The sequence below is a fragment of the Carboxydothermus pertinax genome, from assembly GCF_001950255.1.
Lineage (GTDB): Bacteria > Bacillota > Z-2901 > Carboxydothermales > Carboxydothermaceae > Carboxydothermus > Carboxydothermus pertinax.
Genome location: NZ_BDJK01000011.1, coordinates 76,441 through 103,110, shown reverse-complemented (window position 1 = coordinate 103,110; position 26,670 = coordinate 76,441). Strand labels below are relative to the sequence as shown.

General features: G+C 42.0%; 30 protein-coding genes. 29 read left to right on the top strand and 1 reads right to left on the bottom strand.

Translation table 11 applies throughout. The features are described 5' to 3' along the window. Nucleotides 1–164: 164 nt before the first annotated feature. The 6 genes from cpu_RS04605 (at nt 165) to cpu_RS04580 (ending at nt 6,266) form a co-directional block, all read left to right on the top strand. Entirely contained in the window at nt 165–1,487 is a 1,323-nt protein-coding gene (locus tag cpu_RS04605; protein WP_075858867.1) for a TldD/PmbA family protein, read from the top strand. A 186-nt stretch (nt 1,488–1,673) separates the two neighbouring features. Next, nucleotides 1,674–3,548 (top strand): HD domain-containing phosphohydrolase, encoded by a 1,875-nt coding sequence (locus cpu_RS04600; RefSeq protein ID WP_075858866.1) that lies wholly within the window; start codon nt 1,674–1,676, stop codon nt 3,546–3,548. 57 nt (nt 3,549–3,605) lie between these two features. After that, nucleotides 3,606–4,061: a type II 3-dehydroquinate dehydratase gene (gene aroQ / locus cpu_RS04595; RefSeq protein ID WP_075858865.1), complete on the top strand. Its 456-nt coding sequence runs from the start codon at nt 3,606–3,608 to the stop codon at nt 4,059–4,061. After that, nucleotides 4,048–5,112: a M24 family metallopeptidase gene (locus tag cpu_RS04590; protein WP_075858864.1), complete on the top strand. Its 1,065-nt coding sequence runs from the start codon at nt 4,048–4,050 to the stop codon at nt 5,110–5,112. Before aroQ ends, cpu_RS04590 begins: the two co-directional genes overlap by 14 nt. 47 nt (nt 5,113–5,159) lie before the next feature. After that, nucleotides 5,160–5,717, top strand: a complete 558-nt coding sequence (efp, locus tag cpu_RS04585) for an elongation factor P (RefSeq protein WP_075858863.1) — start codon at nt 5,160–5,162, stop codon at nt 5,715–5,717. Between the two features lie 135 nt (nt 5,718–5,852). Beyond that, nucleotides 5,853–6,266, top strand: a complete 414-nt coding sequence (locus cpu_RS04580) for a CD1247 N-terminal domain-containing protein (RefSeq protein WP_075858862.1) — start codon at nt 5,853–5,855, stop codon at nt 6,264–6,266. A gap of 18 nt (nt 6,267–6,284) precedes the next feature. On the opposite strand, the gene cpu_RS04575 is transcribed toward cpu_RS04580, so the two are convergent. Further along, nucleotides 6,285–6,851, bottom strand: a complete 567-nt coding sequence (locus cpu_RS04575; RefSeq protein ID WP_075858861.1) for a hypothetical protein — start codon at nt 6,849–6,851, stop codon at nt 6,285–6,287. 94 nt (nt 6,852–6,945) lie between these two features. Between cpu_RS04575 and spoIIIAA the strand changes: the two genes are divergently transcribed. From spoIIIAA to cpu_RS04460, 23 genes are all read left to right on the top strand, one after another. After that, nucleotides 6,946–7,893: a stage III sporulation protein AA gene (spoIIIAA, locus tag cpu_RS04570; protein ID WP_075858860.1), complete on the top strand. Its 948-nt coding sequence runs from the start codon at nt 6,946–6,948 to the stop codon at nt 7,891–7,893. A gap of 1 nt (nt 7,894) precedes the next feature. Beyond that, nucleotides 7,895–8,398 (top strand): stage III sporulation protein SpoIIIAB, encoded by a 504-nt coding sequence (spoIIIAB, locus tag cpu_RS04565; RefSeq protein ID WP_075858859.1) that lies wholly within the window; start codon nt 7,895–7,897, stop codon nt 8,396–8,398. A 12-nt stretch (nt 8,399–8,410) separates the two neighbouring features. Next, entirely contained in the window at nt 8,411–8,611 is a 201-nt protein-coding gene (spoIIIAC, locus tag cpu_RS04560; RefSeq protein WP_075858858.1) for a stage III sporulation protein AC, read from the top strand. A gap of 9 nt (nt 8,612–8,620) precedes the next feature. Continuing rightward, nucleotides 8,621–9,010 (top strand): stage III sporulation protein AD, encoded by a 390-nt coding sequence (gene spoIIIAD / locus cpu_RS04555; RefSeq protein WP_075858857.1) that lies wholly within the window; start codon nt 8,621–8,623, stop codon nt 9,008–9,010. A 10-nt stretch (nt 9,011–9,020) separates the two neighbouring features. Continuing rightward, a complete protein-coding gene (spoIIIAE, locus tag cpu_RS04550; RefSeq protein ID WP_075858856.1) occupies nt 9,021–10,145 on the top strand; it encodes a stage III sporulation protein AE in 1,125 nt (374 codons plus the stop codon). A 10-nt stretch (nt 10,146–10,155) separates the two neighbouring features. After that, nucleotides 10,156–10,632 (top strand): stage III sporulation protein AF, encoded by a 477-nt coding sequence (gene spoIIIAF / locus cpu_RS04545; RefSeq protein WP_075858855.1) that lies wholly within the window; start codon nt 10,156–10,158, stop codon nt 10,630–10,632. Next, complete coding sequence (gene spoIIIAG, locus cpu_RS04540; protein ID WP_075858854.1) at nt 10,629–11,213, top strand: stage III sporulation protein AG; 585 nt, start codon at nt 10,629–10,631, stop codon at nt 11,211–11,213. The genes spoIIIAF and spoIIIAG overlap by 4 nt, the downstream gene beginning before the upstream one ends. After that, nucleotides 11,200–11,667 (top strand): SpoIIIAH-like family protein, encoded by a 468-nt coding sequence (locus cpu_RS04535; RefSeq protein ID WP_075858853.1) that lies wholly within the window; start codon nt 11,200–11,202, stop codon nt 11,665–11,667. The genes spoIIIAG and cpu_RS04535 overlap by 14 nt, the downstream gene beginning before the upstream one ends. A gap of 124 nt (nt 11,668–11,791) precedes the next feature. Beyond that, on the top strand, nt 11,792–13,636 hold the full coding sequence (accB, locus tag cpu_RS04530; protein ID WP_075858852.1) for an acetyl-CoA carboxylase biotin carboxyl carrier protein: 1,845 nt from the start codon (nt 11,792–11,794) through the stop codon (nt 13,634–13,636). A gap of 58 nt (nt 13,637–13,694) precedes the next feature. Continuing rightward, complete coding sequence (gene accC / locus cpu_RS04525) at nt 13,695–15,044, top strand: acetyl-CoA carboxylase biotin carboxylase subunit (protein ID WP_075858851.1); 1,350 nt, start codon at nt 13,695–13,697, stop codon at nt 15,042–15,044. An 80-nt stretch (nt 15,045–15,124) separates the two neighbouring features. Next, nucleotides 15,125–15,526, top strand: coding sequence for an Asp23/Gls24 family envelope stress response protein (locus cpu_RS04520; protein ID WP_075858850.1), 402 nt, complete (start codon nt 15,125–15,127; stop codon nt 15,524–15,526). A 45-nt stretch (nt 15,527–15,571) separates the two neighbouring features. After that, on the top strand, nt 15,572–16,111 hold the full coding sequence (gene amaP, locus cpu_RS04515; protein ID WP_075858849.1) for an alkaline shock response membrane anchor protein AmaP: 540 nt from the start codon (nt 15,572–15,574) through the stop codon (nt 16,109–16,111). Between the two features lie 13 nt (nt 16,112–16,124). After that, a complete protein-coding gene (locus tag cpu_RS04510; protein ID WP_075858848.1) occupies nt 16,125–16,337 on the top strand; it encodes a DUF2273 domain-containing protein in 213 nt (70 codons plus the stop codon). Between the two features lie 14 nt (nt 16,338–16,351). Continuing rightward, nucleotides 16,352–16,786: a transcription antitermination factor NusB gene (nusB, locus tag cpu_RS04505; RefSeq protein ID WP_075858847.1), complete on the top strand. Its 435-nt coding sequence runs from the start codon at nt 16,352–16,354 to the stop codon at nt 16,784–16,786. Next, a complete protein-coding gene (locus tag cpu_RS04500; protein WP_075858846.1) occupies nt 16,786–17,727 on the top strand; it encodes a Kae1-like domain-containing protein in 942 nt (313 codons plus the stop codon). Before nusB ends, cpu_RS04500 begins: the two co-directional genes overlap by 1 nt. A 70-nt stretch (nt 17,728–17,797) precedes the next feature. Continuing rightward, entirely contained in the window at nt 17,798–18,634 is an 837-nt protein-coding gene (locus cpu_RS04495; RefSeq protein WP_075858845.1) for a sulfide/dihydroorotate dehydrogenase-like FAD/NAD-binding protein, read from the top strand. Between the two features lie 2 nt (nt 18,635–18,636). After that, nucleotides 18,637–20,031, top strand: coding sequence for an NADPH-dependent glutamate synthase (gene gltA / locus cpu_RS04490; protein ID WP_075858844.1), 1,395 nt, complete (start codon nt 18,637–18,639; stop codon nt 20,029–20,031). Nucleotides 20,032–20,119: 88 nt separating this feature from the next. Continuing rightward, nucleotides 20,120–21,538 carry an exodeoxyribonuclease VII large subunit gene (xseA, locus tag cpu_RS04485; RefSeq protein ID WP_075858843.1) on the top strand — a complete coding sequence of 473 codons (1,419 nt, stop codon included), beginning with the start codon at nt 20,120–20,122 and terminating at the stop codon, nt 21,536–21,538. Continuing rightward, nucleotides 21,528–21,752 carry an exodeoxyribonuclease VII small subunit gene (gene xseB, locus cpu_RS04480; protein ID WP_088775885.1) on the top strand — a complete coding sequence of 75 codons (225 nt, stop codon included), beginning with the start codon at nt 21,528–21,530 and terminating at the stop codon, nt 21,750–21,752. The genes xseA and xseB overlap by 11 nt, the downstream gene beginning before the upstream one ends. 12 nt (nt 21,753–21,764) lie before the next feature. After that, complete coding sequence (locus tag cpu_RS04475; protein WP_075858841.1) at nt 21,765–22,652, top strand: polyprenyl synthetase family protein; 888 nt, start codon at nt 21,765–21,767, stop codon at nt 22,650–22,652. 699 nt (nt 22,653–23,351) lie between these two features. Further along, complete coding sequence (locus cpu_RS04470; protein ID WP_234970186.1) at nt 23,352–23,933, top strand: hypothetical protein; 582 nt, start codon at nt 23,352–23,354, stop codon at nt 23,931–23,933. Between the two features lie 22 nt (nt 23,934–23,955). Beyond that, on the top strand, nt 23,956–25,815 hold the full coding sequence (gene dxs, locus cpu_RS04465) for a 1-deoxy-D-xylulose-5-phosphate synthase (protein ID WP_439951467.1): 1,860 nt from the start codon (nt 23,956–23,958) through the stop codon (nt 25,813–25,815). Then, on the top strand, nt 25,812–26,612 hold the full coding sequence (locus tag cpu_RS04460; RefSeq protein WP_075858839.1) for a TlyA family RNA methyltransferase: 801 nt from the start codon (nt 25,812–25,814) through the stop codon (nt 26,610–26,612). The genes dxs and cpu_RS04460 overlap by 4 nt, the downstream gene beginning before the upstream one ends. The last annotated feature ends 58 nt before the right edge of the window (nt 26,613–26,670 follow it).

The following is a 26,670-nucleotide window of genomic DNA, read 5'->3' as shown; positions in this document are numbered from 1 at the left end:
GACGGTTAAGCCTTTTCCCGAAAATTTTAGGTTTGCTAAATTTACGGCAAAATTATTTTCTACAAACTATATTAACAGATAAGGGACGGTTCTATCAAAGGGCATTTACGACAATTAATTAGGAATAACTCGCTGTAAGAACCGTCCCATGGGGAGGTATTTTAATGGAGGTTTTGGAGCTGGCGCTGCAGGAGATTTTAGCCCGAAAAGCAACCGGGGAAGTGTGTTTCACCCGGGGAGAAGAGTTGTCAATAGAGGTTCGGGAAGGAAAGGTAGAAACGGTAAAGCAGGCGGTGGAAGAGGGAATAGGGGTTCGAGTTTTTGTTGATGGCCGATTGGGCTTTGCCTATACCACCCAGAAAACTCCGGAAAAAGTGGTGGAAACGGTGCAGAAAGCGGTGGCGGCAGCAAAACTAACCGATCCGGACCCTTTTTACGTGCTTGCCGGTAATTTTACCTTTGAGCCGTTGGAATTATCCGACCCCAACATTACCAATACTCCTTTAGAAGAAAAAGTAACCTTAGCTCTTACTATGGAGCGGGAAGCGCTAAATTTCAGCCCCCAAATAAAGGGTGTAGAAACCGCTGCTTACGACGACTACCATTACCAACTGTACTTAGCCAATACCAAAGGATTTTGGGGGAGTTTTTCGGGAAATTATGCTTCCAGTTATATATATTTAGCCTCGGAAGATGAGGCCGGCTCGGAGACAGCTTTTGCCTATAAAGTAACCCGCAAGTTTAAGGAAATAGATCCGGTGGCATTAGGCCGAGAGGCAGCTGAAAAAGCAGTGGCTAAACTGGGGGCGGGAAAGATACCCTCCGGCCGGTACCAGGCTCTGCTGGATCCGTATGTGGCCATAAATCTCTTGGGAGTACTGAAGGCATCGTTTTTAGCGGAAAACGTGCAAAAAGGAAAAAGCCTTTTAAAGGGAAAGTTAGGGGAGAAGTTGTTTAGTCCTGCTTTTAGTCTTATTGATGACGGTACGCTAAAAGCTGGTCTGGCTACTGCTCCTTTTGACGGGGAAGGGGTACCTACCCAGAAAACAATTCTGGTCGAAAACGGCACTGTCAAAAGCTACCTTTATAATCTCTACACCGCAACCAAAGATGGAGTGAGGTCTACCGGCAATGCCGTTCGTTCTTCCTTTAAAGCTTTACCGGAGCTTGGGACTACAAATTTTTACATTCCTAAAGGTGGATTTAACCGGGAAAGCTTATTTAAACAAACAAGCCGAGGGGTTTTTATTACCGAGGTCTTGGGGATGCATACGGCCAATCCTGTTTCAGGAGATTTTTCCGTAGGAGCTTCCGGCTTTTTAGTAGAAAACGGCGAAATTACCCGTCCGGTTAGAGGTATTACCATTGCCGGAAATATAAAAGAGCTTTTTCAAAAGCTTGTGGCTGCAGGTGATGATTTACGTTTTTATGGGGCAAAAGGCAGCCCAACTCTTTTAATTGAAGAAGTGGCGGTAAGTGGCAGTTAAGAGGGGGGCAAGGCCCCTCTTTTATTATTTAATACAATAAAATTATAAATTTATGAGTCAAATTCAGTTAAAAATTAGTTTTTACTAAGATGGATAGAAAACATGTGACAATTCCAACTTGCCAAAAACTTGCAAATTATGCGAAAAAATTATAAAATAATTAAAAAGTAAAAAAGAGGTTATTTTATGGAGGAAAAAAGTGGAAAATTATTAATTGATCCGAAAACCCGCTTTTACTGTCCCCGTAGCGCAAAAATAGTTTTTTGCTTAAATATTGTTTTTACCATTATTGCCTTTATCTGGCGTCCAGCGCTTTTAGGGGATGAACTACCTCTATGGGTTTTTTTGTTAATTCCTATGTTTTTATTACCGCTCTATTTTGGTTGGCGTGGAGTTTGGTGGTTTTTATTTAATCTTTTTATTGTATACGGTACCGCTTATGGCTTGGGATATTTAGGGGTTAAGTTTCATGCTCTTTTAGAAATGTTTTTCTTAATTTCCGGTGCTTTTACCTACCATTTTTACCTTGAAAGATACAGGCAAAATTATCTGTATTTCTTTAACACTTTAGCCAAATCCCCCAATGTGGTGGTAATTTTTGACGATAAGGGAAATATCCTTTATTTAAACGAAAAAGCCTGGGAAGTAATTGGACCGGAAGCGGAAAAGTACCTTAATAAAAATTTTTATACCCTGCCCCAGGCAGTTTTAGTTCGACTAGAGGCGGTAAGAAAAGCCCTGGCTACCGGTGCTCCGGTAATGGATGAAACGGTTAAAATTAAGTTAAATGGCAAAAACTATTCTTTTTTAGTGGATGTCCAATTTTATGACCTGCCGGGCAAAGGACGAGAGCTATTTTTAATTGCTCGCGACATTACAAGAATGACCGAGCTGGAAGATAAGTTAAGAGCAACGGTTGCCGAACTGGAAGGGATGGTGGTTAAAGACCCGCTTACAAAATTATATAACTATAGTTATCTCATGGAGCAGTTAGAGACTTCCATAAAGTTTGCTGAAAAGTATGAAAATAAGGTTTCTTTAATTATCCTCGATTTGGATGAATTTGCCCGGTATAATGATGCTTTTGGCATTAAAGCTGGAGATGAGTTGCTTTGTACAATTGCCGAGAAATTAAATGCTTTAAAACCGCCCTCCTCCTTTTTAGCAAGACTAGGAGGCGATGAGTTTGCTTTTTTAGTTCCGGGCTACAATTTTGAAGAAGCTTTTATCTTTGCGGAAAAAGTGCAAAAGCTTTTAAGTGAAACGGATTTTCCAGGGAAGGAAGTATTTCCAAGAGGAGTGATTTCCGCTTCCATTGGGATTGTGCTTTATCCAGACAATGGCACAACAGCGGAAGAGCTTATGAGCAGGGCCAAAGACGCTTTATATCAGGCAAAACAGTACGGAAAAAATAACGCGAAAATTTATTTTTCGATTTTAGAAGAGCTTTCCCGCAAAGGTAACATAGTCAAGGAAGAAATTATTGTGTCTTTAAAAACCATAATTTCGATTATTAATTCCCGGGATAAATATACCTACGGTCATACCGAGCGGGTAGCCGAATATGCCGAGATGTTAGCTTTAGAACTGGGCCTTTCTCAGGAAATGGTAGAGGAGATCAAGCTGGGAGCTTTCTTCCATGACCTTGGAAAGCTAGAAATTCCCCGGGAAGTATTGAGGAAAAAGACTCCTTTAACCGAGGAAGAGTGGCAACTCTTAAAACAGCATCCGGTTTTTGGGGTAGAGCTAATCCAGCCATTAAAAATTTATGATAAATATTTACCATACATTTTGCATCATCATGAACGTTATGATGGAAAAGGTTATCCTGCGGGATTAAAGGGAGAAGAGATTCCTTTAGGGGTAAGAATTTTAACCCTGGCCGATTCCTTTGATGCGATGACCACCGACAGACCATATAAAAAGGGTAAAACTTTATTAGAAGCAGTTGAAGAATTGCGGCGCTGTGCTGGTACTCAGTTTGACCCGGAACTTACCGAAGTATTTATCAAATATTTAAAGCGTGAACGTTTAGACAATAATGCCCGGCAAATAAACTAAGCGGGCTTTTTTTTTATTTAAAATTATGGTACAATTTTCAAGGATTGGGGTGGCAAAATGAAAATACTAGTGTTAAATGGGCCAAATCTAAATCTTTTAGGAGTACGGGAGCCGGAGATATACGGGAGTCAAAGTCTTCTAGAAATTAAAAAGCTTTTAGAAGCTTTAGCAATAAGCCTTGGAGCCGAAATTATTTTTTATCAAAAAAATGGTGAAGGGGAACTTATTGACCTCATTCACCGGTATTTTCAGGAAGTGGACGGAATTTTAATAAATCCAGGGGCTTATACTCACTACAGCATTGCGTTACGAGATGCCCTTTTAGCGGTAAAAATACCGGCCGTTGAAGTTCACCTTTCAAACCTTTACTGCCGGGAAGAATTCCGACAGAAGTCGGTGACTGCTGGTGCTTGTATTGGCTACGTTGCTGGTTTTGGGGTGGATAGTTATAGGCTTGGGCTTATAGCTTTAGTGGATTACATAAAAAGGCGGGAGAAAAATGAAGAGAATTGAGAAACTTAAAAAACGGCTTTTGCAGGAAAACGTTGCTTCTTATTTAATAACCAAAAGGGAAAATGTTCGGTATCTTTCTGGATTTACCGGAAGTTCCGGCGCAGTCTTAATTACCCCGGAGAAAAATTACTTTATTACCGATTTTCGTTACGTTGAACAGGCGCAAAAGCAGTGTCCGGGGTTTATTATCGAAAAGCATGAAGATACAATTTTTACCCATGCGGCTTTGCTTGTAAAAAACCATGGAATTAATACCTTACATTTTGAAGGAGATGCCCTTACTTTTAGAGAGTACCGGGAACTTAGCGAAAAAGCCGACGGGATAGAGTTGCAAAACCTTTCTGAAGTGGTTGATGAACTGCGAGAAGTTAAAGACAAAGACGAAGTGGAACTTATTAAAAAAGCTTGTAGTATTGCCGATGACGCCTTTTCCCATCTTTTAAAGAGAATAACTTCTGGCATGACTGAAAAAGAACTGGCCTGGGAACTGGAAAAGTATATGCGGGAAGCTGGAGCAGAAGACCTGGCTTTTGATACTATTGTGGCTTCCGGTGAGAGAGGAGCATTGCCCCATGGGGTTGCGACTTCTAAAAAGATTACCCCGGGAGAAATGATAACCTTAGACTTTGGCGCAAAATTCCAGGGGTATCACTCGGATATAACGAGAACAATCGCCCTAGGCGAACCGCCAGCGAAAATGTTAGAGATATACGAGATAGTGTTAGAGGCTCAGGAAGCTGCTTTAAATGCGCTAAAACCCGGGGCTTTTGCGGTGGATGTGGACCGGGTGGCTCGGGATATTATTGCTAAAGCGGGCTATGCCGAGTATTTTGGCCATGGTCTAGGTCACGGGGTAGGACTTAATATCCATGAAGGTCCGAGGCTTTCACCAAAAGGAAAAGCCGTATTGCAACCGGGGATGGTGGTTACCGTAGAACCGGGGATATATTTGCCAGGGATAGGTGGGGTGCGGATTGAAGATACGGTGCTGGTAACCGAGAACGGTTTTGAGGTCTTAACCCACTCACCTAAAAGTTTAATTGTGTTATAAAATTAACTTATTATTTATTATAAACAAAGATTCAAGGAGGTTTTACGATGATTTCCACCAACGATTTTCGTACCGGGCTTACCATTGAATTAGACGGTGACGTCTACCAGGTAATAGAATTCCAGCACGTCAAGCCCGGCAAGGGAAGTCCCTTTGTAAGGTCAAAACTTAGAAATTTAATTACCGGTGCTGTGGTAGAAAAAACTTTCAACGCCGGGGAAAAAGTACCCAAAGCCCATGTAGACCGCCGGGAAGTTCAGTATCTTTATAACGACGGAGATAACTTCTACTGCATGGACATGGAAACTTACGACCAGTTTCCCCTTACCCGGGAGCAATTCGGGGATGCTATAAATTATGTTAAAGAAAATACCAACCTTTGGGTATTGTTCTTTAAAGATAAGGTTATTGGAGTTGAGCTCCCCAATTTTGTGGAATTAAAAGTAGTAGATACCCCACCGGGAATTAAGGGTGACACTGCTTCCGGCGGCAGCAAACCGGCCACCTTAGAAACCGGTTATGTAGTCCAAGTACCATTTTTCGTGGAAGTAGGCGATGTTCTGCAAATTGATACCCGCTCAGGCCAGTATATCAAACGGGTCTAAAAGCGCACTACGGTGCGCTTTTTTAATACCACAAATAAATCGAAGAACCGGTTTTAACTTAGGCGTTTGGTACGCATATAAAATTAATTCCTCCGGGAATACTAAAAAAGAAATTATTTTCCGGGAGGGATTTTAATGGATGATATTATTGGTAGAGTAAGTTATCTTCAGGGGCTTGCGGAGGGAATAAATCTAAAAGAAAAAGGGAAAGAAGGGGAAATAATTGCCGAATTAATTGACTTATTAGCTGATTTAACGGAAGAAGTAAGAATCTTGCGTACTGACCAGGAACGGTTGGAAGAGTATGTGGAAACAGTGGATGATGATTTATACGAGTTAGAGGATGCAGTATATGACGACGAGGACGATGAGTTTACCTACGTAACCTGTCCGGAATGCGGGGAAAAAGTTTATTTTGAACGGGAAGTATTAGAAGCGGACGACAATTATGAAATCACCTGTCCCAACTGTGGGGCCCTGGTGCTGGTAAGTGAGTTTATTGAAAACCACGAAAGCAAAGAACAGCCCCATTATGATGATGTAATTTAAGGCGGGAGAAGTCCCGCCTTAAAAATTTACCTGGGGTTTATATCCTGTTTTTAAAATCCAGAACTCTTTTTCAAGTTCCTGAAGCCGGTGGGCTAAAAAATCGGTTTTTAAGGAATACGCCCGGGCGAACTCAGCAAATTTTTCCTGGTATTCAAGAATTTTCAGCTGTTTTGCGGCAATACCAGCTACTTCTTTAAAAAGCTCTGGCATTTTTTCTGTTAGGTAAAGTACATTTTTTTCAATAATTTTCTGGTTTTCCTCTAAAGAACTAACCCTTTTTTCTAGTGTGTCAAAGCGGTTTTCTAAGGTTTCTACTCTGACTTTTAAATCTTTAACTTCCCCCTCTAAATGTTCAAGCCGGTTTTCAACCCTGTCTAACCTTTCTTCAACTCTATCCAACCTCTCTTCTACTCTATCTAACCTCTCTTCTACTCTTTCAAGTCTCTCTTCAACTTTTTTCAAACGCTGGTCCAGATTTGTAACTTTATTGTTTAAGTCAAAAAGGTTCTGGTCTATTTTTTGTAGCTGTACGTTTATGCTGCTCAGCGCAGCTAAAACTTCTTGCATAAATTGGGTTTCTCCCATAAAAATCCCCCTCAAGTTTTCTTACCTAAATTATATAGCATAAAAAGAGAACTTGTCTAATATTTTATATACAAAAAAAGGAAGGAGGAGCAGGATGCGGGAAGTTTTAGAAATTTTGACGCCAGGTCTTCGGCAAATATTAGAAGGCGTGCAGGAACTACCGCTGGAGGAGATCCGACTTCGGAAAAACCGGCCTATTTCCCTGGTTTTTAGCGATGAAGAAGTTTTTTTAAATGACCGGGGTCAGTATACCTTAGACCAGGAGGAAGGAATTGGTTTAAATGAGGACGATTTTCAAATTATTTTTCAATTAATTACCGGTTCGTCTTATTATGCCTTGGAAGAAGAGCTTAGGCAGGGGTACATAACCATCAAAGGAGGCCACCGGATTGGTTTTACCGGGCAGGTGGTACTGGAGAGAGGAGAAATAAGGCATATAAAAAATGTTAGCAGCATAAATATCCGTATTGCCCGGGAAATTAAGGGGGCGGCGGAGAAAATCGTTTCCTTTTTAATTGACAAAAACGGCGAACCGGTAAATACCTTAATTCTTTCCCCTCCTCGGAGTGGTAAAACCACTATTCTGCGGGATTTAGCCCGAATTTTTGCGACTGGCAGTCCCGAGCTGGGGGTAAAAGGCATACCTGTAGGAATTGTGGACGAGCGCTCAGAAATTGCAGCCTGCTTTAAAGGTGTCCCCCAGCTGGATGTGGGGTTAAGAGCGGATGTTTTAGACGGCTGTCCGAAAGCCCAGGGGATGATAATTTTACTCCGGTCGATGGCCCCGAAATTAATTGTTACCGATGAGATTGGCAGAGAAGAAGATATCGGGGCTTTAGTGGAAGCATCCAATGCGGGGGTTTCGGTATTTGCAACCGCTCATGCCAAAGATTATGACGACTTAAAGAAAAGACCCCGTTTTTCACCCTTTATAAAGATGGGAATTTTTGAAAGGTATGTAATATTAAGCCGCAATCACGGACCGGGGACTATTGAAGCGGTTTTAGATTCCCAGGGAAAGGCAGTATCCGGGAGGTGCTGAGATGTATTTAAAACTTTTAGGTGCCTGCCTTACTCTTACCGGCACCGGGGCTTTAGGGTTTTACTTAGGAAACCGCTACTTAAAGCGGGTTAAAGACCTAGAAAAATTAATAACTCTTCTTCAGCAATTTAAAACGGAGATGCATTACCGGGCTACTCCGCTGCCGGAAATTTTAAACTTAATTGCAAAGAGCGATGATCATGCGGTATCCCAATTATTTAAAATAAAAGATCCAAGTTTACCGGTAAATGCTGCCCTAAAGAAAGCTTTTCTAGAAGGCTTTACCAAAACAGCTTTACTTACCCGGGAGCAGGAGGTACTCCTGACCTTTGCCGAAAGGGTTGGGACTTCTGATTTAAAGGATCAGGAGAATCTTTTAAACTACACCGTTGAACAGCTAAAACTTATCTTAGCTGAAAGCCAGGAAGAAGCAGATAAAAACGTTAAACTTTTAAATTATCTGGGAATTTTAACCGGAGCTTTGCTGGTTCTGCTGTTTTTTTAGAGGAGGGTTAAAATGGCGAGTATTGAGATTATTTTTAAAATTGCCGGAGTGGGCATCTTAACGGCAGTTATTCATACGGTGCTAAAACATGCGGGAAAAGAAGAACAGGCGTACATGGCAACCCTGGCTGGAGTGTCAATAGTTCTCTTTTGGGTAATTCAAATTTTAGCTGAACTGTTCTCGGAAATTAAAACCGTATTTAAACTGTTTTAGGAGGATTTTATGGAAATTGGAACTATTGTAGGCCTTGGCCTTATTGCTACTACCCTTGCTTTAGTGGTGAAAAGAGAACGACCGGAAATTGCAGTTCTTTTAAGCGTTGCTACTGGCGTTGTAGTATTTTTGCTTTTGATGGATAAGATTGCTGCGGTGGTAGAGGTTTTTACCGGGCTTGGGGAAAGAGCGGGGCTAAACAGCCTATATCTGGGAATTATCTTTAAAATAATAGGGATTTCCTACCTTGCGGAATTTGGAGCTCAAATTTGCCGGGATGCGGGGGAGGGGGCAATTGCGCAAAAGATTGAACTTGCAGCGAAAATTATGGTTATAATCTTAGCTATACCAATATTAATGGCGGTTTTAGAAACTCTACTTAAACTTTTACCCGAATAGGATGAAAGCTATGAAAAAAATTAACTTAATTATTTTCACCCTGCTATTTCTTTCTTTAAGTAAAATACCAGTGTTAGCTCAAGAAATTAATCTTCCGGACGAGGCTTTAAAAATATTAAATTCGGCAGAAGGAGAACTTCAGAAAGTGGCTCCACAAGTAGACTTAAAAAAAGAAGTGCTGGCCCTTTTTCGAGGGGAGAAAAAAATATCCCCAAAAGATCTTCTTCTGAATCTAGAGAAAGTAATATTCCAGGAATTACGGGTAAATCTAAAACTTCTCTTAAAGCTTTTTATTTTGGCCATAATTCTCTCTCTTTTAAGGCAGTTAGAGAACAGCTTTTCTTCGGGAAGTATCGCTCAAATTTCTAAAGCTGCTTGTTATCTAGCTTTCATGCTATTAGCTTTGCAAAGTTTTACCGTGGCGGTAAAGGTAGGGCGGGAAGCGGTAGAAGATATGGTAGGGGTAGCTTTAGCTTTATTACCTGCAAGTTTAGGGTTAGTTGCGGCTGCTGGGGCTGTGACTACTTCTTCGCTCCTTTCCCCAACCTTGCTTGGGTTAATAGGTGTAATGGGTAGTATTATTCAAAACTTTATCTTTCCCCTTCTTTATTTAAGTATTTTGCTGGAAATTACAACCGGTATAAGCGACCGCTTTTCTTTAGATAAACTTATAAAATTTGCCCAGCAGTTAAGCATGGGCCTGGTGGGGTTAATGTTAAGCCTTCTCCTAGGAGTAGGAACCTTGGAAACAATCGCAGGGGGAGTTGCCGATACTTTTGTACTAAAAACGGCAAGGTTTGCTACCGGCACTTTCATCCCCGTGGTGGGGAAGGTCTTAACCGATGCGATAGAGGCAGTGGCGGGAACGGTTTATCTCTTAAAAAATGCTTTAAATGCAGTGGGTATCGTCGTTTTATTTGGGGTGGTAACGGCTCCGGCAATTAAAGTTTTAGCTTTAGGCATAGCGTACAAGTTTGCTGGAGCGGTACTGGAGCCACTGGGGGAGGATAATTATGTTAAAACTTTAACGGGAATGGGTAACGCCCTTCTTTTAATTTTTGGCGTTCTGGCTATTTTAAGCTTATTTTTATTTTTCTTGTTTGCAGTTTTAATCTTTGCCGGCAAACCCGTTTAGGGGTGAGGAAATGGAAACGGTGCTAAAACTTGTACGGGAAATAATTTTTTTGCTGCTTTTGTTTACTTTTTTAGAATTATTACTGCCTTTAGGGCAAATAAAAAATTTTACCCGGGCGGTCATTGGGCTTTTAATTCTTTTAGCAATTATTAATCCGTTGTTTGAGGTACTAAACACCAATTGGGAATTAAAGGTGTTTCTACCCCAAGAAGAAGCAGTGCCGGTAATTCGCCCGGGGGAACTTTATCAAAGGGCTAAGGATGAGGCGGAAAAAGGCCTGGAAGCCCAAATCAAGGCTTTATTAAATTTAAGCAGCGGGAAAGTGGAAAAAGTCCAGGTTAAGTTTGGGGATAATCGGGTTGAAAAAGTAACGGTTTTAATAAAGGGGCCTTTCAATGCCGGAGAAAAAGAACGCTACCGGGAAGTGTTAAAAGCTTTTTTTGGTATTGAAAATATTGACTTTAGAGTAACGGGGGTGGGGCAATGAATTTTTGGGAATTTTTTAAAGGGATGGAACGGGAGAAACTTATTTTTTTTCTTTGTTTAGCGGTAATTGGGCTTGTATTTCTAGCCTGGGGCGACACTAGAGATACCAAAACCAAGGCTAATCCGGCAGAACCTTTGCCCAAGGAAGTATTTGAATCGGAGATAAGCCGGCAGGAAAAAGAAATTTCCCAAAGACTCGAGGAAATTTTGGGAAAAATTGACGGAGTAGGGGAGGTTTCAGTGGAGGTTAAACTATTAAGAAGTTCGGCAAAAGAATATGCCCAAAACCGCAATGCCGGGCAAAAAACTACTCAAGAATCGGAGAAATCAGGAATAAACAGGAATATCAGTGAAAATACGGACCAAAAAGAAGTAGTGTTAATAAAAGATGGTCAGGGGCAAGAAAGCCCAGTACTATTAACCGAAGAGACTCCGGTAGTGGGAGGTGTAGTGGTGGTAGCAGAAGGGGCTAGAAATCCGGAAATAAAAGAAGAGATTGTCAATGCGGTGTCCGGAGCTTTAGCCCTGCCACCGCATAAAATTGAAGTACTGGAAGGAGGGAGTGGGGGTGTACGTAATTAAAAAAGAATGGTTAGTAACTTTGGGTGTAATTTTAGCAGTAACTTTAGCGGTTTTTTTTATCTTTAATCGGCCGGAACAGAAATATACAACTACTTTAAAGCCGGTAAACGTTACTGATAACACCTTAAATACGGCAAAAAGCCTTGGGGAATTTCGGTTAATGCGGGAAAAAAACCGTTCCTACTTAATTGAAAGTTTAAAAGAAATAGGGACAAATCGGAAAGAAGCAGAGGTAAGGATTTTAAAAATCCTGGATTTTAAAGAAAAAGAAAACTTTTTAGAGGAAACTTTAAAAGCTCGCTATGATACCGATGTGGTAGCTTACCTGCAGGATAACCAGGCGGTAGTGATCTTGAAAAAACCTGAAGATGATAAAATCCGGCTAGAGGTTAGGGAATTTGTGGCCCAAAACTTAAGCTATCCGGTAAATAAAGTGCTGGTTATATTTAAATAAGTATACTTGTATACTTATCCATAAAGAGTTTCGCGAATTTAGAAGTTTTAATATAATAGCTTTGGTAAAAGGGATAATAAGAGGTGACAAAACCTCTTTTTTTTATATTACTGGGGGGAGAGAGATGAAGAGAAAGGTAAAAATTACAGATACTACTTTAAGGGATGGCCATCAAAGCCTCTGGGCTACCCGGATGAGAACTGAACATATGCTCCCCATTTTAGAAAAGCTTGACCGGGTGGGTTATCATTCCCTGGAAGTTTGGGGTGGGGCTACTTTTGATGTTTGCCTTAGGTACTTAAAAGAAGACCCCTGGGAAAGATTAAGGGCCATTAAAAAAATTGTTAAAAATACCCCGCTGCAAATGCTTTTAAGAGGACAATCGCTGGTAGGCTATCAACATTATCCCGATGATGTGGTTGAGCGTTTTGTTTTTAAAGCTGTAGACAATGGTATAGATATCATTAGAATTTTTGATGCTCTAAACGATATTCGCAATATGGAAGTACCAATGAAAGCTGCTAAAGCTTCCGGAGCTCATGTCCAGGCCGCAGTAGTTTATACCATAAGTCCCGTTCATACTTTGGAGCATTATCTTGAAACCGCTAAACGCCTGGTGGAGATGGGAGCCGATTCTATCTGTATAAAGGATATGGCCGGGCTTTGTACTCCATATCATGCTTATGAACTGGTGGCAGTTTTAAAAAAAGAAGTAGGGGTTCCCCTGCAGTTTCACAGCCATTATATTGGAGGCTTAGCGGTAGGAGCCTACTTAAAAGCAATTGAAGCGGGGGTAGATGTGGTGGATACTGCCAGTGTCCCCCTAGCCTTTGGTGCTTCCCAGCCACCGGTGGAAACGGTGGTTAGAGCTCTGGCTGATACTCCCTATGATACTGAATTAAATATCCATGAACTTTTTGAAATAGCCCGCTATTTCGAAGATTTAAGAAAACGACTGGGCTATGAACGGGGGGTTACCCGCATTTCTGATATGCGGGTCTTTGAGCATCAGGTTCCCGGCGGGATGATTACTAATTTAATAAGCCAGTTAGAGGAACAAAAAGCTTTACATCGGCTGGAAGAAGTGTTAGAAGAGATTCCCCGGGTTAGAGCTGAACTGGGCTATCCCCCTTTGGTTACTCCTACCAGTCAAATTGTGGGCACCCAGGCAGTGTTAAATGTTTTAACCGGACAAAGGTATAAATTAATACCGGGAGAAGTACGTTCGTATGTACAGGGTTTATACGGTAGACCACCAGCTCCTATTGATCCTGATATTCAGGCCCTGATTCTTGGGGATTTAAAACCGGTAGAGTGCCGTCCAGCGGACTTACTAGAGCCAAAAATGGAAAAAATAAAGGAAGAGATTAAAAATCTAGCTCGGTCGGAAGAAGACCTGTTGTCTTATGCCCTGTTTCCTCAAATTGCCCGCAAGTTTTTTGAAGAGCGGGAGCAGGGAAAATTAACTCCGGTGGTGAATAATAATGAAGGGACAAATAAGCTTGACAAAGAACTGCGGAAGGAGGAGCAAAATTTGAATTTAAAGGAAATTAGGGATTTAATCCTACTGTTAAATGAAACTAATATTGCTGAACTTATAATTGAAAGTGAAGGTACCAAGATTGCCATAAAAAAAGGACAAACGCTAACGGATGGTATAACCCCTGCACCTGTTGTGATGCCGGAAAATAAAGTTGTTCCTGAAAAAGCAGAAGAAAAATCCATGGAAAATTTCTCGGTAATTACCTCGCCAATGGTCGGAACTTTTTACCGGGCTCCAGCTCCTGGCGCTCCTCCCTTTGTCGAAGTGGGGCAGAGAGTAAAGCCTGGTGATGTCCTTTGCATCATTGAGGCAATGAAACTTATGAATGAAATTGAAAGTGAAATTGCCGGAGAAATTGTCGAAATCTTAGTGGAGAACGGTGAGGCGGTAGAATACGGTCAACCACTTTTTAAAGTAAGGGTATAAATGATAATTTACCCAAAAGTTTTAGACTTTTGGGTAATTTTTTAGAAAGGATGATTTGATGTTTAAAAAAGTCCTTGTAGCCAATCGCGGAGAAATTGCTGTTCGAATTATCCGGGCTTTAAAAGAAATGGGAATTTTAACGGTAGCGGTATATTCGGAAGCCGACCGGGAAAGTTTACCCGTAAAACTTGCCGATGAGGCGATTTGTATTGGTCCCAAAGAATCTAACCGTAGCTATTTAAATATACCAGCCATTATAAGCGCTGCTTTAGTAACAGGAGCTGAAGCAATTCATCCAGGCTACGGCTTTTTGGCGGAAAACGCTGCTTTTGCCGAAGCAGTGGAGGCAAGCGGATTAACTTTTATTGGACCACCGCCGCAGGCGATAGAGCTTATGGGCGATAAAGCTACTGCCCGGCAAACGATGATTGAAGCGGGGGTACCGGTGGTACCTGGTTCCAAAAAAGTAATAGATACCGTTGAGGAAGCTATTGCCACTGCCCGGGAAATCGGTTACCCGGTGATGTTAAAAGCTTCCGCCGGGGGTGGCGGTAAAGGAATGCGGATAGCTCAAAATGATGAGGATCTGGCCAAAGCTTTTGTCACGGCCCGCACGGAAGCGCAAAATGCTTTTGGTAATCCCGATGTGTACTTGGAAAAATATGTAGAAGAACCCCGGCACATTGAAATTCAAGTCCTTGGGGATAAATACGGCAATTATGTTTATTTGTTTGAGCGGGACTGCTCAATCCAGCGACGACACCAAAAACTAATTGAAGAAGCTCCTTCGCCTTTTGTGGATCAAGAACTTAGGGAAAAAATGGGGGAAGCGGCTTTAAAAGCCTGCCGAGCAGTTGGTTATTACAGTGCCGGTACGGTGGAGTTTTTAGTAGACCGGGAGAAAAACTTTTATTTTATGGAAATGAACACCAGGATTCAGGTGGAGCATCCGGTGACGGAATTTATTACCGGAGTTGATTTGATAAAAGAGCAAATTAAAATTGCAGCAGGGGAAAAACTATCTTTTACCCAGAAAGATTTAAAAATCCATGGTTGGGCCATTGAATGCCGCATTAATGCTGAAGATCCCGATAAAAATTTCTTGCCAAGTCCTGGCCTTATAACTAATTATCTTCCACCAGGAGGCAATGGGGTGAGGGTCGATAGTTTTATCTATCCCGGTTATAAAGTAGTTCCCTATTACGATTCGCTTATTGCCAAGGTCATAACCTGGGGACAGAACCGGGAAGAAGCCATTGCCAGGATGCAGCGGGCGCTTTTAGAAATGCGTTTAGAAGGGATTAAAACTACTGTTCCTTTTCATTTAAAAGTACTGGAAAATGCCTTTTTCCGTAAAGGGGAAGTTTATACCAATTTTATCCAGAGGAGAATTTTAGCGGAAGAATAATGATTATTGTGGAAAAGTTTACATCTTGTTATAATTAGGAGTAACAAAGGGATTCATTAAAATCCGAGGAGGTTTTCTAAGTGGATGGGAAAAACAATAGTTTAATTAGGGAGGAAGGTACGGAAATCGGGAGTATAAAAATAAGTGACGAAGTAGTAGCGGTTATTGCTGGTTTGGCTGCGTCGGAAATTCCTGGTGTTGCAGGAATGAGTGGTACTTTAGCTGGTATTGCCGAAAAACTTGGAATGAAGTCAATGTCCAAAGGAGTTAAAGTCGAAGTAGGTGAGCGGGAAACTGCCATAGACTTATTTATTGTGGTAGAATATGGCGTACGGATTCCTGATGTAGCCAGTGAGGTACAACATGCAGTAAAAAAAGCCGTGGAAAGCATGACAGGACTTACTGTGGTGGAAGTTAATGTTCATGTCCAGGGCGTTCAGTCCCCCACTGAGGCTCGGGAAGAGGAAATAAGGGTTAAGTAGAGGCGGGTTAATACCCGCCAATCTTATTGGCAAAGGGGGGTTTAAATGAACTTTGTTGACCGCAGTATTTTATTTCTTTATGGCCTGGTAACGGTTTTTCTTTTGCTTATATTTCTGCTAACGGTTTTGGGTTGGCATTTGCCAATCTACTATTTAAAAAATGTGTTTTTTGATGTTCAGTTCCGGACCGCGCTTTTTGCCTTTTTGCTGCTGCTAATTCTTTTGGGGCTTAAGGTTATTGCCTTAAGCTTAAAAGCACAACGGAAAAGAGACCGGGGTATCTCCTTAGAAGGAGAGCTTGGTCAAATTAATGTTACTTTTGATACAATTTCGGCCTTAATAAAAAGGGTAGCGGGAAAAATCCCTGGGGTAAAAGAAGTCCGGCCGATCTTGGAGGCGTATCCCCAGGGTTTAGGAGTACAAGTTTTGGTACGGGTACTTCCAGATTTAAATATTCCAGAGATTTCAAAGAGGTTACAGGAAGAAATTGATAGTTACATACAGGAGAGTTTGGGGATTAAGCTTTTGAACATTAAAATTAAAGTTGAGGATATAGCCCAGGAAATAAGGCCCAGGGTAGAATAGGAGTGAGGCTTCGATGGATGAGTGGCAAGGGTTCTTTATGAAAAATCGGGGTAAAATATTAGGAATAGTTTTAGGAGGTGGCTTTGGCTTTTTTGCCATTGCTTTTGGCTTTTTTAAAGCATTATTTTTAGCTTTTTGCCTGGGATTAGGCTATTTAATAGGTAAGCGACTGGATGAGGAACAAGACTTTAGCAGTATTTGGGAGAAAATTTTCAAAGAGCGGTAAAAGGGAGGACCATTGTGAATCGGCATACGGCAAGGGAAATGGCATTTAAGGCGTTATTTGGACTGGATTTTACTCCGGAAAAGACGGTTGACACTCTAGAAAGTTTATGGGCCGAGAAAATTGCTGAAGGTCATATACCTCCGGAAAGGTTAGTAGATTTCTCCCGGGAACTGGTGTTAGGGGTTATTGAGAAAAGAGAAAAACTTGATGATATTATTCGTAAGCGGGCGATTGGCTGGGAGTTTAACCGGCTGGCGCGGGTAGATAAGACTATCTTACGCCTGGCCTTGTATGAAATGCTCTACCGACCGGATATCGATATCCCTGTTTCCATTGATGAAGCGGTGGAATTGGCAAAAATATACGGTGAAAAAGAATCGCCTAAATTTATAAATGGTATTTTAGGGTATGTTGCGGAGCATTTAGGGGAGTTTAGGGAGGAAAATTAATGGAGCCAATTTTTTTGGGATTTGATACCAGTAATTACACTACGTCCTTTGCCGCTCTTGATGGTAAGGGGCGTTTAATTTTTGATTTAAGGGAAATTTTGCCAGTGCCGCTAGGAGAAGTTGGTTTAAGACAGCGGGATGTGGTATTTTTGCATCTTCGGCACTTAAACCGGATGGTGAAAGAGGGATTGTCCCAAATTAATCGGAAAGATATCCAGGGGATAGGAGTAGCAATTAAACCACGACCGCTAGAGGAATCGTATATGCCATCCTTTTTAGCGGGCGAAGTAGTTGCCCATACCCTTTCCTTAGCCTTAAAATTACCCTTAACAAAAACATCGCACCAGGAGGGACATTTGGCGGCAGCTTTATGGTCTTTGGATCAGGACTTCGATAAGTTTTTGGCAGTTCATTTTTCCGGTGGTACCAGCGAGGTGGTAAAAGTAGAAAAAAACCAAGCCGGTTATAATATTGAACTTTTAGGAAAAACTCTTGATATCTCGGCGGGCCAGCTGGTAGACCGGATTGGAGTTTTACTGGGTCTACCCTTTCCCGCGGGGAAATCTTTAGAGGAGCTAGCCCAAAGAGCAAAAGGGGAACTTACTGTGCCGACAACGTTTATTAAAGGCAACTGGCACTTTTCCGGAGCAGAAACTTATCTTAAACGAAAGCTTCAAGAAGTCCCACCTTATGAAATTGCTCGGGCGGTGGAAGATGTTATTGCGCGCACGTTATTTAAAATTATAGAGTATTATCACCAGGAAAATCTTCCTGTGGTTTTAATGGGAGGGGTAATGGCTAATAATTACATAAAAAAATCTTTGGAGGAAAGATTAAGAAAAAGAAAAGTAAACGTAGAGCTTTTTTTTGCAAAAGCTTTTTACACAACGGACAATGCGGTTGGTGTTGCGGAAATTTCTCGGATTAGAAGGATTTTTTAGTTTAATGAAGAATATTAGTAAAATTATGAAATAACTATAATATTCATAAAACTCAAAGGAGGTCGGCTTAGTGTATAAGATCCTAAAAAGAGAAGACTTGGCACCATCTATAAAGCTTTTTGATATTGAGGCGCCGATGGTGGCAAGAAAAGCCCAGGCCGGGCAGTTTATCATTTTAAAAATTGATGAAAAAGGCGAAAGGATACCGCTCACAATTGCTGATTTTGACCGGGAAAAGGGACTGGTAACTATAATTTTTCAGGAAGTAGGAAAAACCACTAAACAGCTAGGGCTCCTTGGTGAGGGGGATGCAGTAAGTGACTTTGTAGGACCGCTAGGTATTCCTTCCCATATTGAAAAGTACGGCCGGGTAGTGTGTATTGGCGGTGGAGTTGGTATTGCTCCCATTTATCCTATTACCCGGGCTTTAAAAGAAGCGGGTAATGAAGTTATTGGAATTATTGGAGCTCGTTCCAAAGATTATTTGTTTTGGGAAGAAAAAATGCGGGCGGTTACCGATGAGCTTTTAGTTACTACTGACGATGGTTCCTATGTGCGAAAAGGCTTTGTTACTGATGTTTTAAAAGAAGTAATCGACCGGGGCAAGACCATTAACCTGGTGGTGGCTATTGGACCTCTTCCGATGATGAAAGCGGTAGCTGAGGTTACCCGGCCTTATCAAATAAAAACAATTGTCAGTTTAAACTCGATCATGGTGGACGGAACTGGCATGTGCGGTGCCTGTCGGGTCTCGGTGGGGGGACAAACCAAGTTTGTCTGTGTTGATGGTCCCGATTTTGATGGTCATCTTGTGGATTTTGATGAACAAATGCGGCGGGCGAAAATTTATCAAGATGAAGAAAAGAGAGCCCTCTTAAAGTTTGAAGAGGGATGCGGGAGGTGCTAAAGATGGCATTTGATCGTCCTACCAAAAAGTATCCAATGCCCGAGCAGGATCCGGTAGCCCGAGCGAAAAATTTTGACGAAGTTGCTTTAGGTTATGATCTGGAAACTGCCATAAAAGAAGCCCAACGCTGCCTGGACTGTAAAAAGCCAGCTTGCAAGGAAGGCTGTCCGGTGGAAGTAGATATTCCGGATTTTATAAGGTTTATAAAAGCAGGCGATATCGACAGCGCTATAAATAAAATTAAAGGAAAAAATGCCTTGCCCGCAGTATGCGGTAGGGTTTGCCCGCAAGAAAACCAGTGCGAAGGCCGCTGTGTTTTAGGTAAAAAAGGCGAACCGGTAGGCATTGGACGACTAGAACGATTTGCTGCCGATTATGAACTGGCCAAGGGTACGCAGGAGGTTCAAGTAGCACCGCCTACCGGTAAAAAAGTCGCAGTGGTGGGGTCCGGTCCTGCTGGCCTTACCTGTGCTGCTGATTTGGCCCGTTTGGGGCATAAAGTTACCATCTTTGAAGCTTTACACGTAGCCGGTGGAGTTTTAATGTATGGCATTCCTGAGTTTCGTTTGCCCAAACGGATAGTTCAGCGGGAAATTGAAAACTTAACGAAACTTGGCGTCGAAATCAAAACAAATGCGGTTATAGGAAAAAGCTTAACGGTCGATGAACTTCTGGAAGAAGAAGGCTATGATGCGGTATTTGTGGGCACTGGCGCTGGACTTCCGAATTTTATGGGCATTCCCGGTGAAAACTTAAACGGAGTATACTCGGCTAACGAGTTTTTAACCCGGACCAATTTAATGAAAGCCTATCTCTTCCCGGAATATGATACGCCTATTAAAGTAGGAGAGAAAGTGGCAGTTTTAGGCGCGGGCAATGTGGCTATGGATGCTGCCCGGACGGCATTACGGCTTGGGGCTAAAGAAGTATATATCGTCTACCGGCGGTCTCGAAACGAAATGCCTGCTCGGTTGGAAGAAATTCATCACGCCGAAGAAGAAGGAGTTAAGTTTATGTTGCTGACCAACCCCACCCGCATCATTGGAGATGATAAGGGTTGGGTTAAAGCAATGGAATGCTTAAAATATGAACTGGGTGAACCGGATGAATCGGGGCGCCGTTCCCCTGTTCCCATTCCAGGGTCGGAATTTACCATAGAAGTAGATACGGTGGTTGTAGCTATTGGCCAAAGTCCCAATCCGCTAGTTCCCCGGACCACTAGAGGGTTAGAAGTGGGGCGCAAAGGCAATATTATTGCCGATGAAAACGGGCAAACCACCCGGGAAGGGGTTTGGGCTGGCGGCGATATTGTTACCGGTGCTGCGACAGTTATTAAAGCTATGGGGGCAGGGAAAAAAGCAGCTAAAGCCATTCATGAGTATTTAATGGCAAAATAAGTGCCCTACCAATCCGGCAGCGAAAAAAAGAATTTTTAAAATGCTTAGTTACAATATTTTAAAAGCGGTAAAGAGGTCGGTTAGATAAATGGGTTTATTTATTGTTTCGGTATCAATTTTAACGGACTACATTGCCGAAAAATTTGAGAAAGATGAATTTTTAAACCAGGTAGCAGTAGAAGGGGAGCTTTCCAACTGCAAGTTTTCCCAGGGACATTTGTACTTTACCTTAAAAGACGAAAAGGCAGAGCTAAAGGGCGTCATGTACAAAGGGCGAGCCTCGGCTCTGCCTTTTGTTCCTCAAGATGGACAAAAGGTAGTAGTATTTGGACGAGTTGCAGTATTTAAAAGGCGGGGGTTATACCAGTTATATGCGGAGCACATAGAGCCTTTAGGTCTTGGGGCTCTCTACTTAAAGTTCGAACAAACCAAAGAAAAACTTAAGGAAAAAGGATATTTTGATGAAGGGCGAAAAAAGAGCCTGCCCCGATATCCCGAAAAAATAGGAATTATAACATCAAAAACGGGGGCAGCTATTCGGGATATTTTAACTACCATAAAAAAACGCTGGCCCAAAGCAACTTTATATTTAGTTCCGGTCACTGTTCAAGGGGAAGAAGCGCCCGGGCAGATTATTAAAGCTATCAACTTATTAAACCGACTTAATTTATGTGAGATAATTATTTTAGCAAGAGGTGGCGGAAGTTTTGAGGAATTGTCGGCCTTTAATGAAGAAACCGTTGCTGATGCTATCTATGCTTCAAATATTCCAATTGTTACTGGAATAGGGCATGAAACGGATTTTTCTATTGCCGATATGGTTGCCGACCGGCGGGCACCGACACCAACGGGAGCAGCAGTAGAAGCTACGCCTAATTTACTGGAAATTTGGGGTACGTTAGAAAAACACCGGATTAATATGTTGAAAGCTTTAAGTAATTATTTAAAACAGGAGCAAAAAAACTTGGAACATAACGAAAAAAGATTAATGCGGGCCTTTGAAAAACTTATTACCGATAAAAGCCGGGAAGTGGCGGAAAGTTTTACAAGACTTTTAAAAAGCTTTCAAACTTTCTTTTGGCAAGAAAAAAACCGCTTGAGTTTTTTGCGGGAAAAACTTTTTCTTCTCTCGCCGAAAATCCGCTACCGGCAGCAGCAGGAAAAGCTCTGTGAGTTAAAGGGTAGGCTTATTTTAAAAAGTCAGGAAATATTAAAGAGTAGCCAAAAGGATTTAGAGCAATATAATTTAAGATTAAAAGCAGCTCTAAAAAACGCAGCCTCTCATTATAACTTGGTTATATCTTCTTACGAGGAAAAATTAAAGCTATTGAATCCTTTAAACGTCCTGAATCGGGGATATGCGGCAATTTTTACTCTTGATGGTAAGGTAATTACATCGATTAAGGGATTGCCCGAACTATTTAAAGTTAAATTTTCCGATGGCGAAGCCTTGGCTAAGACCCTGGATAAAAATATAATAAAGGGTGATGAAAACGATGACCTTTGAAGAGGCGATGAATCGATTAAATGAAATTGTGGAGCGTTTGGAACGCGGCAATGTAGGTTTAGAAGAAAGTTTGGCTCTTTTTGAGGAAGGTTTAAAATTACACCGCTTTTGTAGTGATAAGCTCAAAGAGTTAGAGTTAAAATTGGTAGAAGTGCAAGAAGAGGAAACCGGTGAAGTTACGCTGGAGGAAATTGACGAGGACATACCTTTTTAATGGAGGAGCTACATGGATTTTAAAAATCGTCTCAAATATTATCAAAATTTAACGGAAGAGGGGCTACGCCGTTTTTTACCCCCCGAGGATACTTATCCGCCGGTAATTCACCAAGCGATGAATTATAGCTTGCAGGCAGGAGGCAAACGGCTAAGACCGGTCTTGCTTTTAGCAGCTGGAGAATGGAGTGGCCTTATGCCGGAAAAACTACTTCCAGCAGCTGTAGGGGTAGAATGTCTTCATACCTATTCGTTAATTCATGATGACTTACCGGCAATGGATAATGATGATTTTCGACGAGGTAAACCAACCAACCACAAAGTTTTTGGGGAAGCTATTGCCATCTTAGCGGGAGATGCTCTTTTAACCAAAGCTTTTGAGTTAACAGCTAAAACCATGGAATTGGGCATCCCTGCAGAGCGGGTAGTGCGGGCTATTGCCGAGCTTGCAGTAGCTTCCGGCTCCGAAGGACTTATTGCCGGCCAGGTAGTAGATTTAACTTCTAATGAAAAGAAAAAAGATCCAGAAGTGTTACAATACATTCATCTAAATAAAACTGCCAGGCTAATCCGTTACAGCTTAATAGCCGGAGGAATCCTTGCCGGAGCTTTAGAAGAGGAAATTGAGGCTTTAGATAATTATGGGCGGCACCTTGGCCTTGCTTTCCAAATGGTAGATGATTTGCTGGATGTAATAGGAGATTTTACCAAAATAGGAAAACCGGTGGGGAGCGATGAAAAAAATCAAAAGCTTACCTATGTTTCACTTTTTGGCATTGATGAGACCAGAAGACAGGCAGAAGAAGAAATAGCTGCGGCGCAAAACATTTTAAAGCGGTACGGTGAGAGAAGTAGCTTTTTCATTGAACTTGCGGAATATATCCTTAAAAGGGAATCTTAGGTAGATTTTTGGAATCAAACTACTTTTGAAATGTTTATTAAAATCTGCTATAATTTTAAGACAATTGAAAACAGCACGGGACGGCTGACGCAGTATCCTAGTCGGACCCGCACCTTTCGAAGACGGGCCTAAAAATCCGTCGCGGGCACATCGATGAAGTTCCTGGTGCTGGCTTACGACGCCCAGTCGGGGGCTGGTGCTGGGAGTTAAGGTTGGAGGGCGAGCCGCAATGGCATGCGGGCGTGGACCCTCCTTCCACGGAGACCCAAGTGCGTGGGGAGTAGTCACGAACTACGGCTTGGGATTAAACCTGCACGTGGGGGCGTGCTACGTGCAGTGTAGCCTGCCTTGAGTGAAATGGGGGGATATTAGGTTAAGGGGAGAAGCCGAAAGGGCCCTTAGGCTTCGAACTTTCTAATTGAAACCCATTTTGCAAAAGAGGCTAGATTGGTGCGGGAGCCGTCGGGGAAATCCTCTAGGCTGTTTGGCCTGGCCAAGGTCTTGCGGGGATTGCAGTATGGACTAAGTGGTAATCCAGTTCCGCAAGATGGGCAACCCTGCGGCAGAAGCTTTAAAGGGAAACCGCCTTATCGGTGACGAGAGGTAGCTTCTGGGGAAATCCTACTGGACCTTAAGCCATAAAATTAACCTGCAAGGCTGTCAGTCGTCCTGGCTACATATTTATTGAGGTGGAATTAATTGGGACATTCGGTGAAACGCCCAAAAGAGCAGAAGGAAAATTTAAATAGAATTTTACGAGTTGCTTTATTAACCTTTAGTTTAGCTTTGTTTTTTACTTTTTTATCGGAGTATTTTATAGTTCGCACTAAAAGTATTGTAATTTCAATAGTTTTTTTAGTTTTTATTATTTTTGTCCACATTATTTTTGATGTTATTGGGATTGCAGCAACGGCTGCTGAAGAGGCACCCTTTCATGCCAAAGCAAGTAAAAAAATAAAAGGTGCCCGGGAGAGCTACCTGATGGTCAGAAATGCTGACAAGGTAGCTAATTTTTGTAATGACGTTATTGGTGATATTACCGGAACCATTGGTGGAGCTTTAGGGATTTCTCTTGCTCGGCAGATTTCTGAGATCTTTACTGGAAAAGAGCTTTTAATAAATATTTTAATTACCAGTTTAATTGCTGCCGTAACAGTTGCTAGTAAAGGTTTAGGGAAGAAATTTGCTATTGAGCGAGCTGAAGATGTTTTGGAGGTAGCCGGTATTATTCTTTACCAAATAGAAAAAAATATAAAAGTTAAAATACTAAAAGACCATTAAAGGAGGCCGTCCTTTGGGACCTATTTTAGAGCGGATTTCCTCGCCAGAAGATTTAAAAAAGCTAAATTTTAGTGAAGTAGTAGCCCTTGCCCGGGAACTTCGGGAGTACATAATTACCGTTGCTAGCCAAAACGGTGGCCATCTGGCACCAAGTTTAGGGGTAATAGAATTAACTTTAGCCCTTCATTTGGTTTTCGAAGCTCCGAAGGATAAGATTATCTGGGATGTTGGCCATCAGGCTTATGCCCATAAAATTCTTACCGGAAGGAAAAAACAGTTTAAGACCTTAAGAACTTTTGGCGGTATCTCCGGCTTTCCCAAAAGGGAAGAAAGCCCATATGATTCCTTTGGCGTAGGGCATAGCAGTACTTCGATTTCTGCGGCACTGGGGATGGCTTTAGCCAGGGATTTAAAAGGAGAGAATTACGAGGTTGTGGCGGTAATTGGCGATGGAGCCTTAACCGGTGGTATGGCTTTTGAGGCGCTAAATCATGCCGGTCACTTAAAGACAAACCTGATTGTGGTGGTAAATGACAATGAAATGTCCATTGCCAAGAATGTTGGAGCGCTGTCGTCGTACTTAAGCCGAATTCGTACAGACCCCAAATATTCCAAAGGTAAAGATGAGCTTGAAGCGCTTATCAAAAAAATTCCCCATATTGGCCCTACTATGGTAAAGGTAGGAGAGCGGTTAAAGGATAGCTTTAAGTACCTTTTGGTTCCCGGAATGATTTTTGAGGAGTTGGGGTTTACCTATTTAGGGCCAATTGACGGGCACAATATTAAAGAGATGACCGAGGTATTACGCCGGGCTAAAACCTATGACGGACCGGTGGTAATCCATGTCATCACGAAAAAAGGGAAGGGCTATTTGTTAGCGGAAGAAAATCCTGATGGCTTTCACGGAGTTGGTAAATTTTATGTTAGTACCGGTGAGCCGGTGGAGGCGCCAAAAGTAAGTTTTACCGAAGTTTTTGGGAAAGCCCTGGTAGAGCTTTCCGAAAGCCGCCGGGATGTGGTGGCTATAACTGCGGCAATGCCTACCGGTACCGGACTAAATTACTTTGCCCGGCATTTTCCAGACCGCTTTTACGATGTAGGCATCGCCGAACAACATGCGGTGACTATGGCGGCGGGGATGGCCTGTGAGGGTTTAAAGCCGGTAGTGGCTATATACTCTACCTTTTTGCAAAGGTCCTTTGACCAGATTATCCATGACGTATGCCTGCAAAATTTACCGGTGGTATTTGCCATTGATCGGGCAGGAATAGTAGGAGAAGATGGACCGACCCATCACGGAATTTTTGATTTAAGTTATTTACGGCTGATTCCCAATTTAACGTTAATGGTTCCCAGAAATGAGGATATGCTTAGGAAGATGCTCTATACAGCCCTGAATTATCCTGGCCCCATTGCTCTTCGCTATCCCCGGGGAGCTGCAGTAGGGGTTAAGTTAACGCCTTATGAAGAGATTCCTATTGGTACCGGTGAAGTTTTAAAAGAAGGTAGAGACGGATTTATTGTTGGAGTGGGACGCCCCTTAAACTACGCCCTGAAAGCAGCACAAAGGCTTGAGAATGAAGGAATTTCCTTGGGGGTTATCGATGCCCGGTTTGTTAAACCTTTAGATGAAAAACTCTTAGAAGAAATTGGAAGACTCAAAAAACCTGTAATTACCGTTGAAGAAAATGTGCTTGCCGGGGGTTTTGGCTCAGCAGTAAATGAATTATTCCAGGCGAAAGGATTAGAGAGTAGAGTTATAAACCTTGGAATTGCCGATGAATTTCCTCCCCAGGGTAAAGTGGAGGAAGTATTAAACCTTTATGGTTTAACGGAAGAAAAAATTTACCTAAAATTACAGGAGATATTTAGCAAGCGATGAAAAAACGGCTTGATGTTTTGTTAGTAGAAAGGGGATTGGTCCAAAGCCGGGAAAAGGCTCGCGCCCTTATTATTGCCGGTGAAGTAGTAGTTGGAGAACAAAAAATTACCAAGCCCGGAACCATGGTTTTGGAAGAAACCCCCATTAGAATAATTGGACAGGGCTTAAAATATGTGAGCCGCGGCGGTTATAAATTAGAAAAAGCTTTAGAGGAATTTAAGGTGAGCCTTCAGGGAAAGATTGTTATAGATATTGGGGCGTCGACTGGAGGCTTTACCGATTGTGCTCTCCAAAACGGAGCAAAGAGGGTTTTTGCGGTAGATGTTGGATATGGACAATTAAGCTTTAAACTTCGCCAGGACCCACGGGTGGTAGTGTTTGAGAGGACGAATATTCGTTACTTTGAAGGGGAAAAGTTGCCTGTAAGACCTGATTTTGCTACTTGCGATGTTTCTTTTATTTCCCTTAAGCTAGTATTACCGAAGATCAAAGAGATTTTAGTTCCCGATGGCCAGGCAATTGTCTTAATAAAGCCGCAGTTTGAAGCCGGGCGGGAAAAGGTAGGGAAAAAAGGTGTAGTAAAGGACCCGGATACCCACCGGGAGGTAATAAAAGAAATTATTGGTTTTGCTAAAGATACTGGATTTTCGGTATTGGGACTTACCTATTCTCCGATTACCGGTCCCGAAGGAAATATAGAATACTTATTATATCTTTCGACAAAAAAAACTGAAAAAGAGGTTTCAATTGACATAAGTAGGGTTGTAGAAGAAGCTTTTTTACGGTTAAATAAGTAAGCAGGGAGTTTCCCTGCTTTTTTAAGTATCAAGGAGGATTTAGGTAAGACAGAGAGAA

Coding starts and splice junctions, on each gene's coding strand:
- cpu_RS04605 (WP_075858867.1), top strand. CDS start 165: ATGGAGGTTTTGGAGCTGGCGCTGCAGGAGATTTTAGCCCGAAAAGCA.
- cpu_RS04600 (WP_075858866.1), top strand. CDS start 1,674: ATGGAGGAAAAAAGTGGAAAATTATTAATTGATCCGAAAACCCGCTTT.
- aroQ (WP_075858865.1), top strand. CDS start 3,606: ATGAAAATACTAGTGTTAAATGGGCCAAATCTAAATCTTTTAGGAGTA.
- cpu_RS04590 (WP_075858864.1), top strand. CDS start 4,048: ATGAAGAGAATTGAGAAACTTAAAAAACGGCTTTTGCAGGAAAACGTT.
- efp (WP_075858863.1), top strand. CDS start 5,160: ATGATTTCCACCAACGATTTTCGTACCGGGCTTACCATTGAATTAGAC.
- cpu_RS04580 (WP_075858862.1), top strand. CDS start 5,853: ATGGATGATATTATTGGTAGAGTAAGTTATCTTCAGGGGCTTGCGGAG.
- cpu_RS04575 (WP_075858861.1), bottom strand. CDS start 6,851: ATGGGAGAAACCCAATTTATGCAAGAAGTTTTAGCTGCGCTGAGCAGC.
- spoIIIAA (WP_075858860.1), top strand. CDS start 6,946: ATGCGGGAAGTTTTAGAAATTTTGACGCCAGGTCTTCGGCAAATATTA.
- spoIIIAB (WP_075858859.1), top strand. CDS start 7,895: ATGTATTTAAAACTTTTAGGTGCCTGCCTTACTCTTACCGGCACCGGG.
- spoIIIAC (WP_075858858.1), top strand. CDS start 8,411: ATGGCGAGTATTGAGATTATTTTTAAAATTGCCGGAGTGGGCATCTTA.
- spoIIIAD (WP_075858857.1), top strand. CDS start 8,621: ATGGAAATTGGAACTATTGTAGGCCTTGGCCTTATTGCTACTACCCTT.
- spoIIIAE (WP_075858856.1), top strand. CDS start 9,021: ATGAAAAAAATTAACTTAATTATTTTCACCCTGCTATTTCTTTCTTTA.
- spoIIIAF (WP_075858855.1), top strand. CDS start 10,156: ATGGAAACGGTGCTAAAACTTGTACGGGAAATAATTTTTTTGCTGCTT.
- spoIIIAG (WP_075858854.1), top strand. CDS start 10,629: ATGAATTTTTGGGAATTTTTTAAAGGGATGGAACGGGAGAAACTTATT.
- accB (WP_075858852.1), top strand. CDS start 11,792: ATGAAGAGAAAGGTAAAAATTACAGATACTACTTTAAGGGATGGCCAT.
- accC (WP_075858851.1), top strand. CDS start 13,695: ATGTTTAAAAAAGTCCTTGTAGCCAATCGCGGAGAAATTGCTGTTCGA.
- amaP (WP_075858849.1), top strand. CDS start 15,572: ATGAACTTTGTTGACCGCAGTATTTTATTTCTTTATGGCCTGGTAACG.
- cpu_RS04510 (WP_075858848.1), top strand. CDS start 16,125: ATGGATGAGTGGCAAGGGTTCTTTATGAAAAATCGGGGTAAAATATTA.
- cpu_RS04500 (WP_075858846.1), top strand. CDS start 16,786: ATGGAGCCAATTTTTTTGGGATTTGATACCAGTAATTACACTACGTCC.
- gltA (WP_075858844.1), top strand. CDS start 18,637: ATGGCATTTGATCGTCCTACCAAAAAGTATCCAATGCCCGAGCAGGAT.
- xseA (WP_075858843.1), top strand. CDS start 20,120: ATGGGTTTATTTATTGTTTCGGTATCAATTTTAACGGACTACATTGCC.
- xseB (WP_088775885.1), top strand. CDS start 21,528: ATGACCTTTGAAGAGGCGATGAATCGATTAAATGAAATTGTGGAGCGT.
- cpu_RS04475 (WP_075858841.1), top strand. CDS start 21,765: ATGGATTTTAAAAATCGTCTCAAATATTATCAAAATTTAACGGAAGAG.
- cpu_RS04460 (WP_075858839.1), top strand. CDS start 25,812: ATGAAAAAACGGCTTGATGTTTTGTTAGTAGAAAGGGGATTGGTCCAA.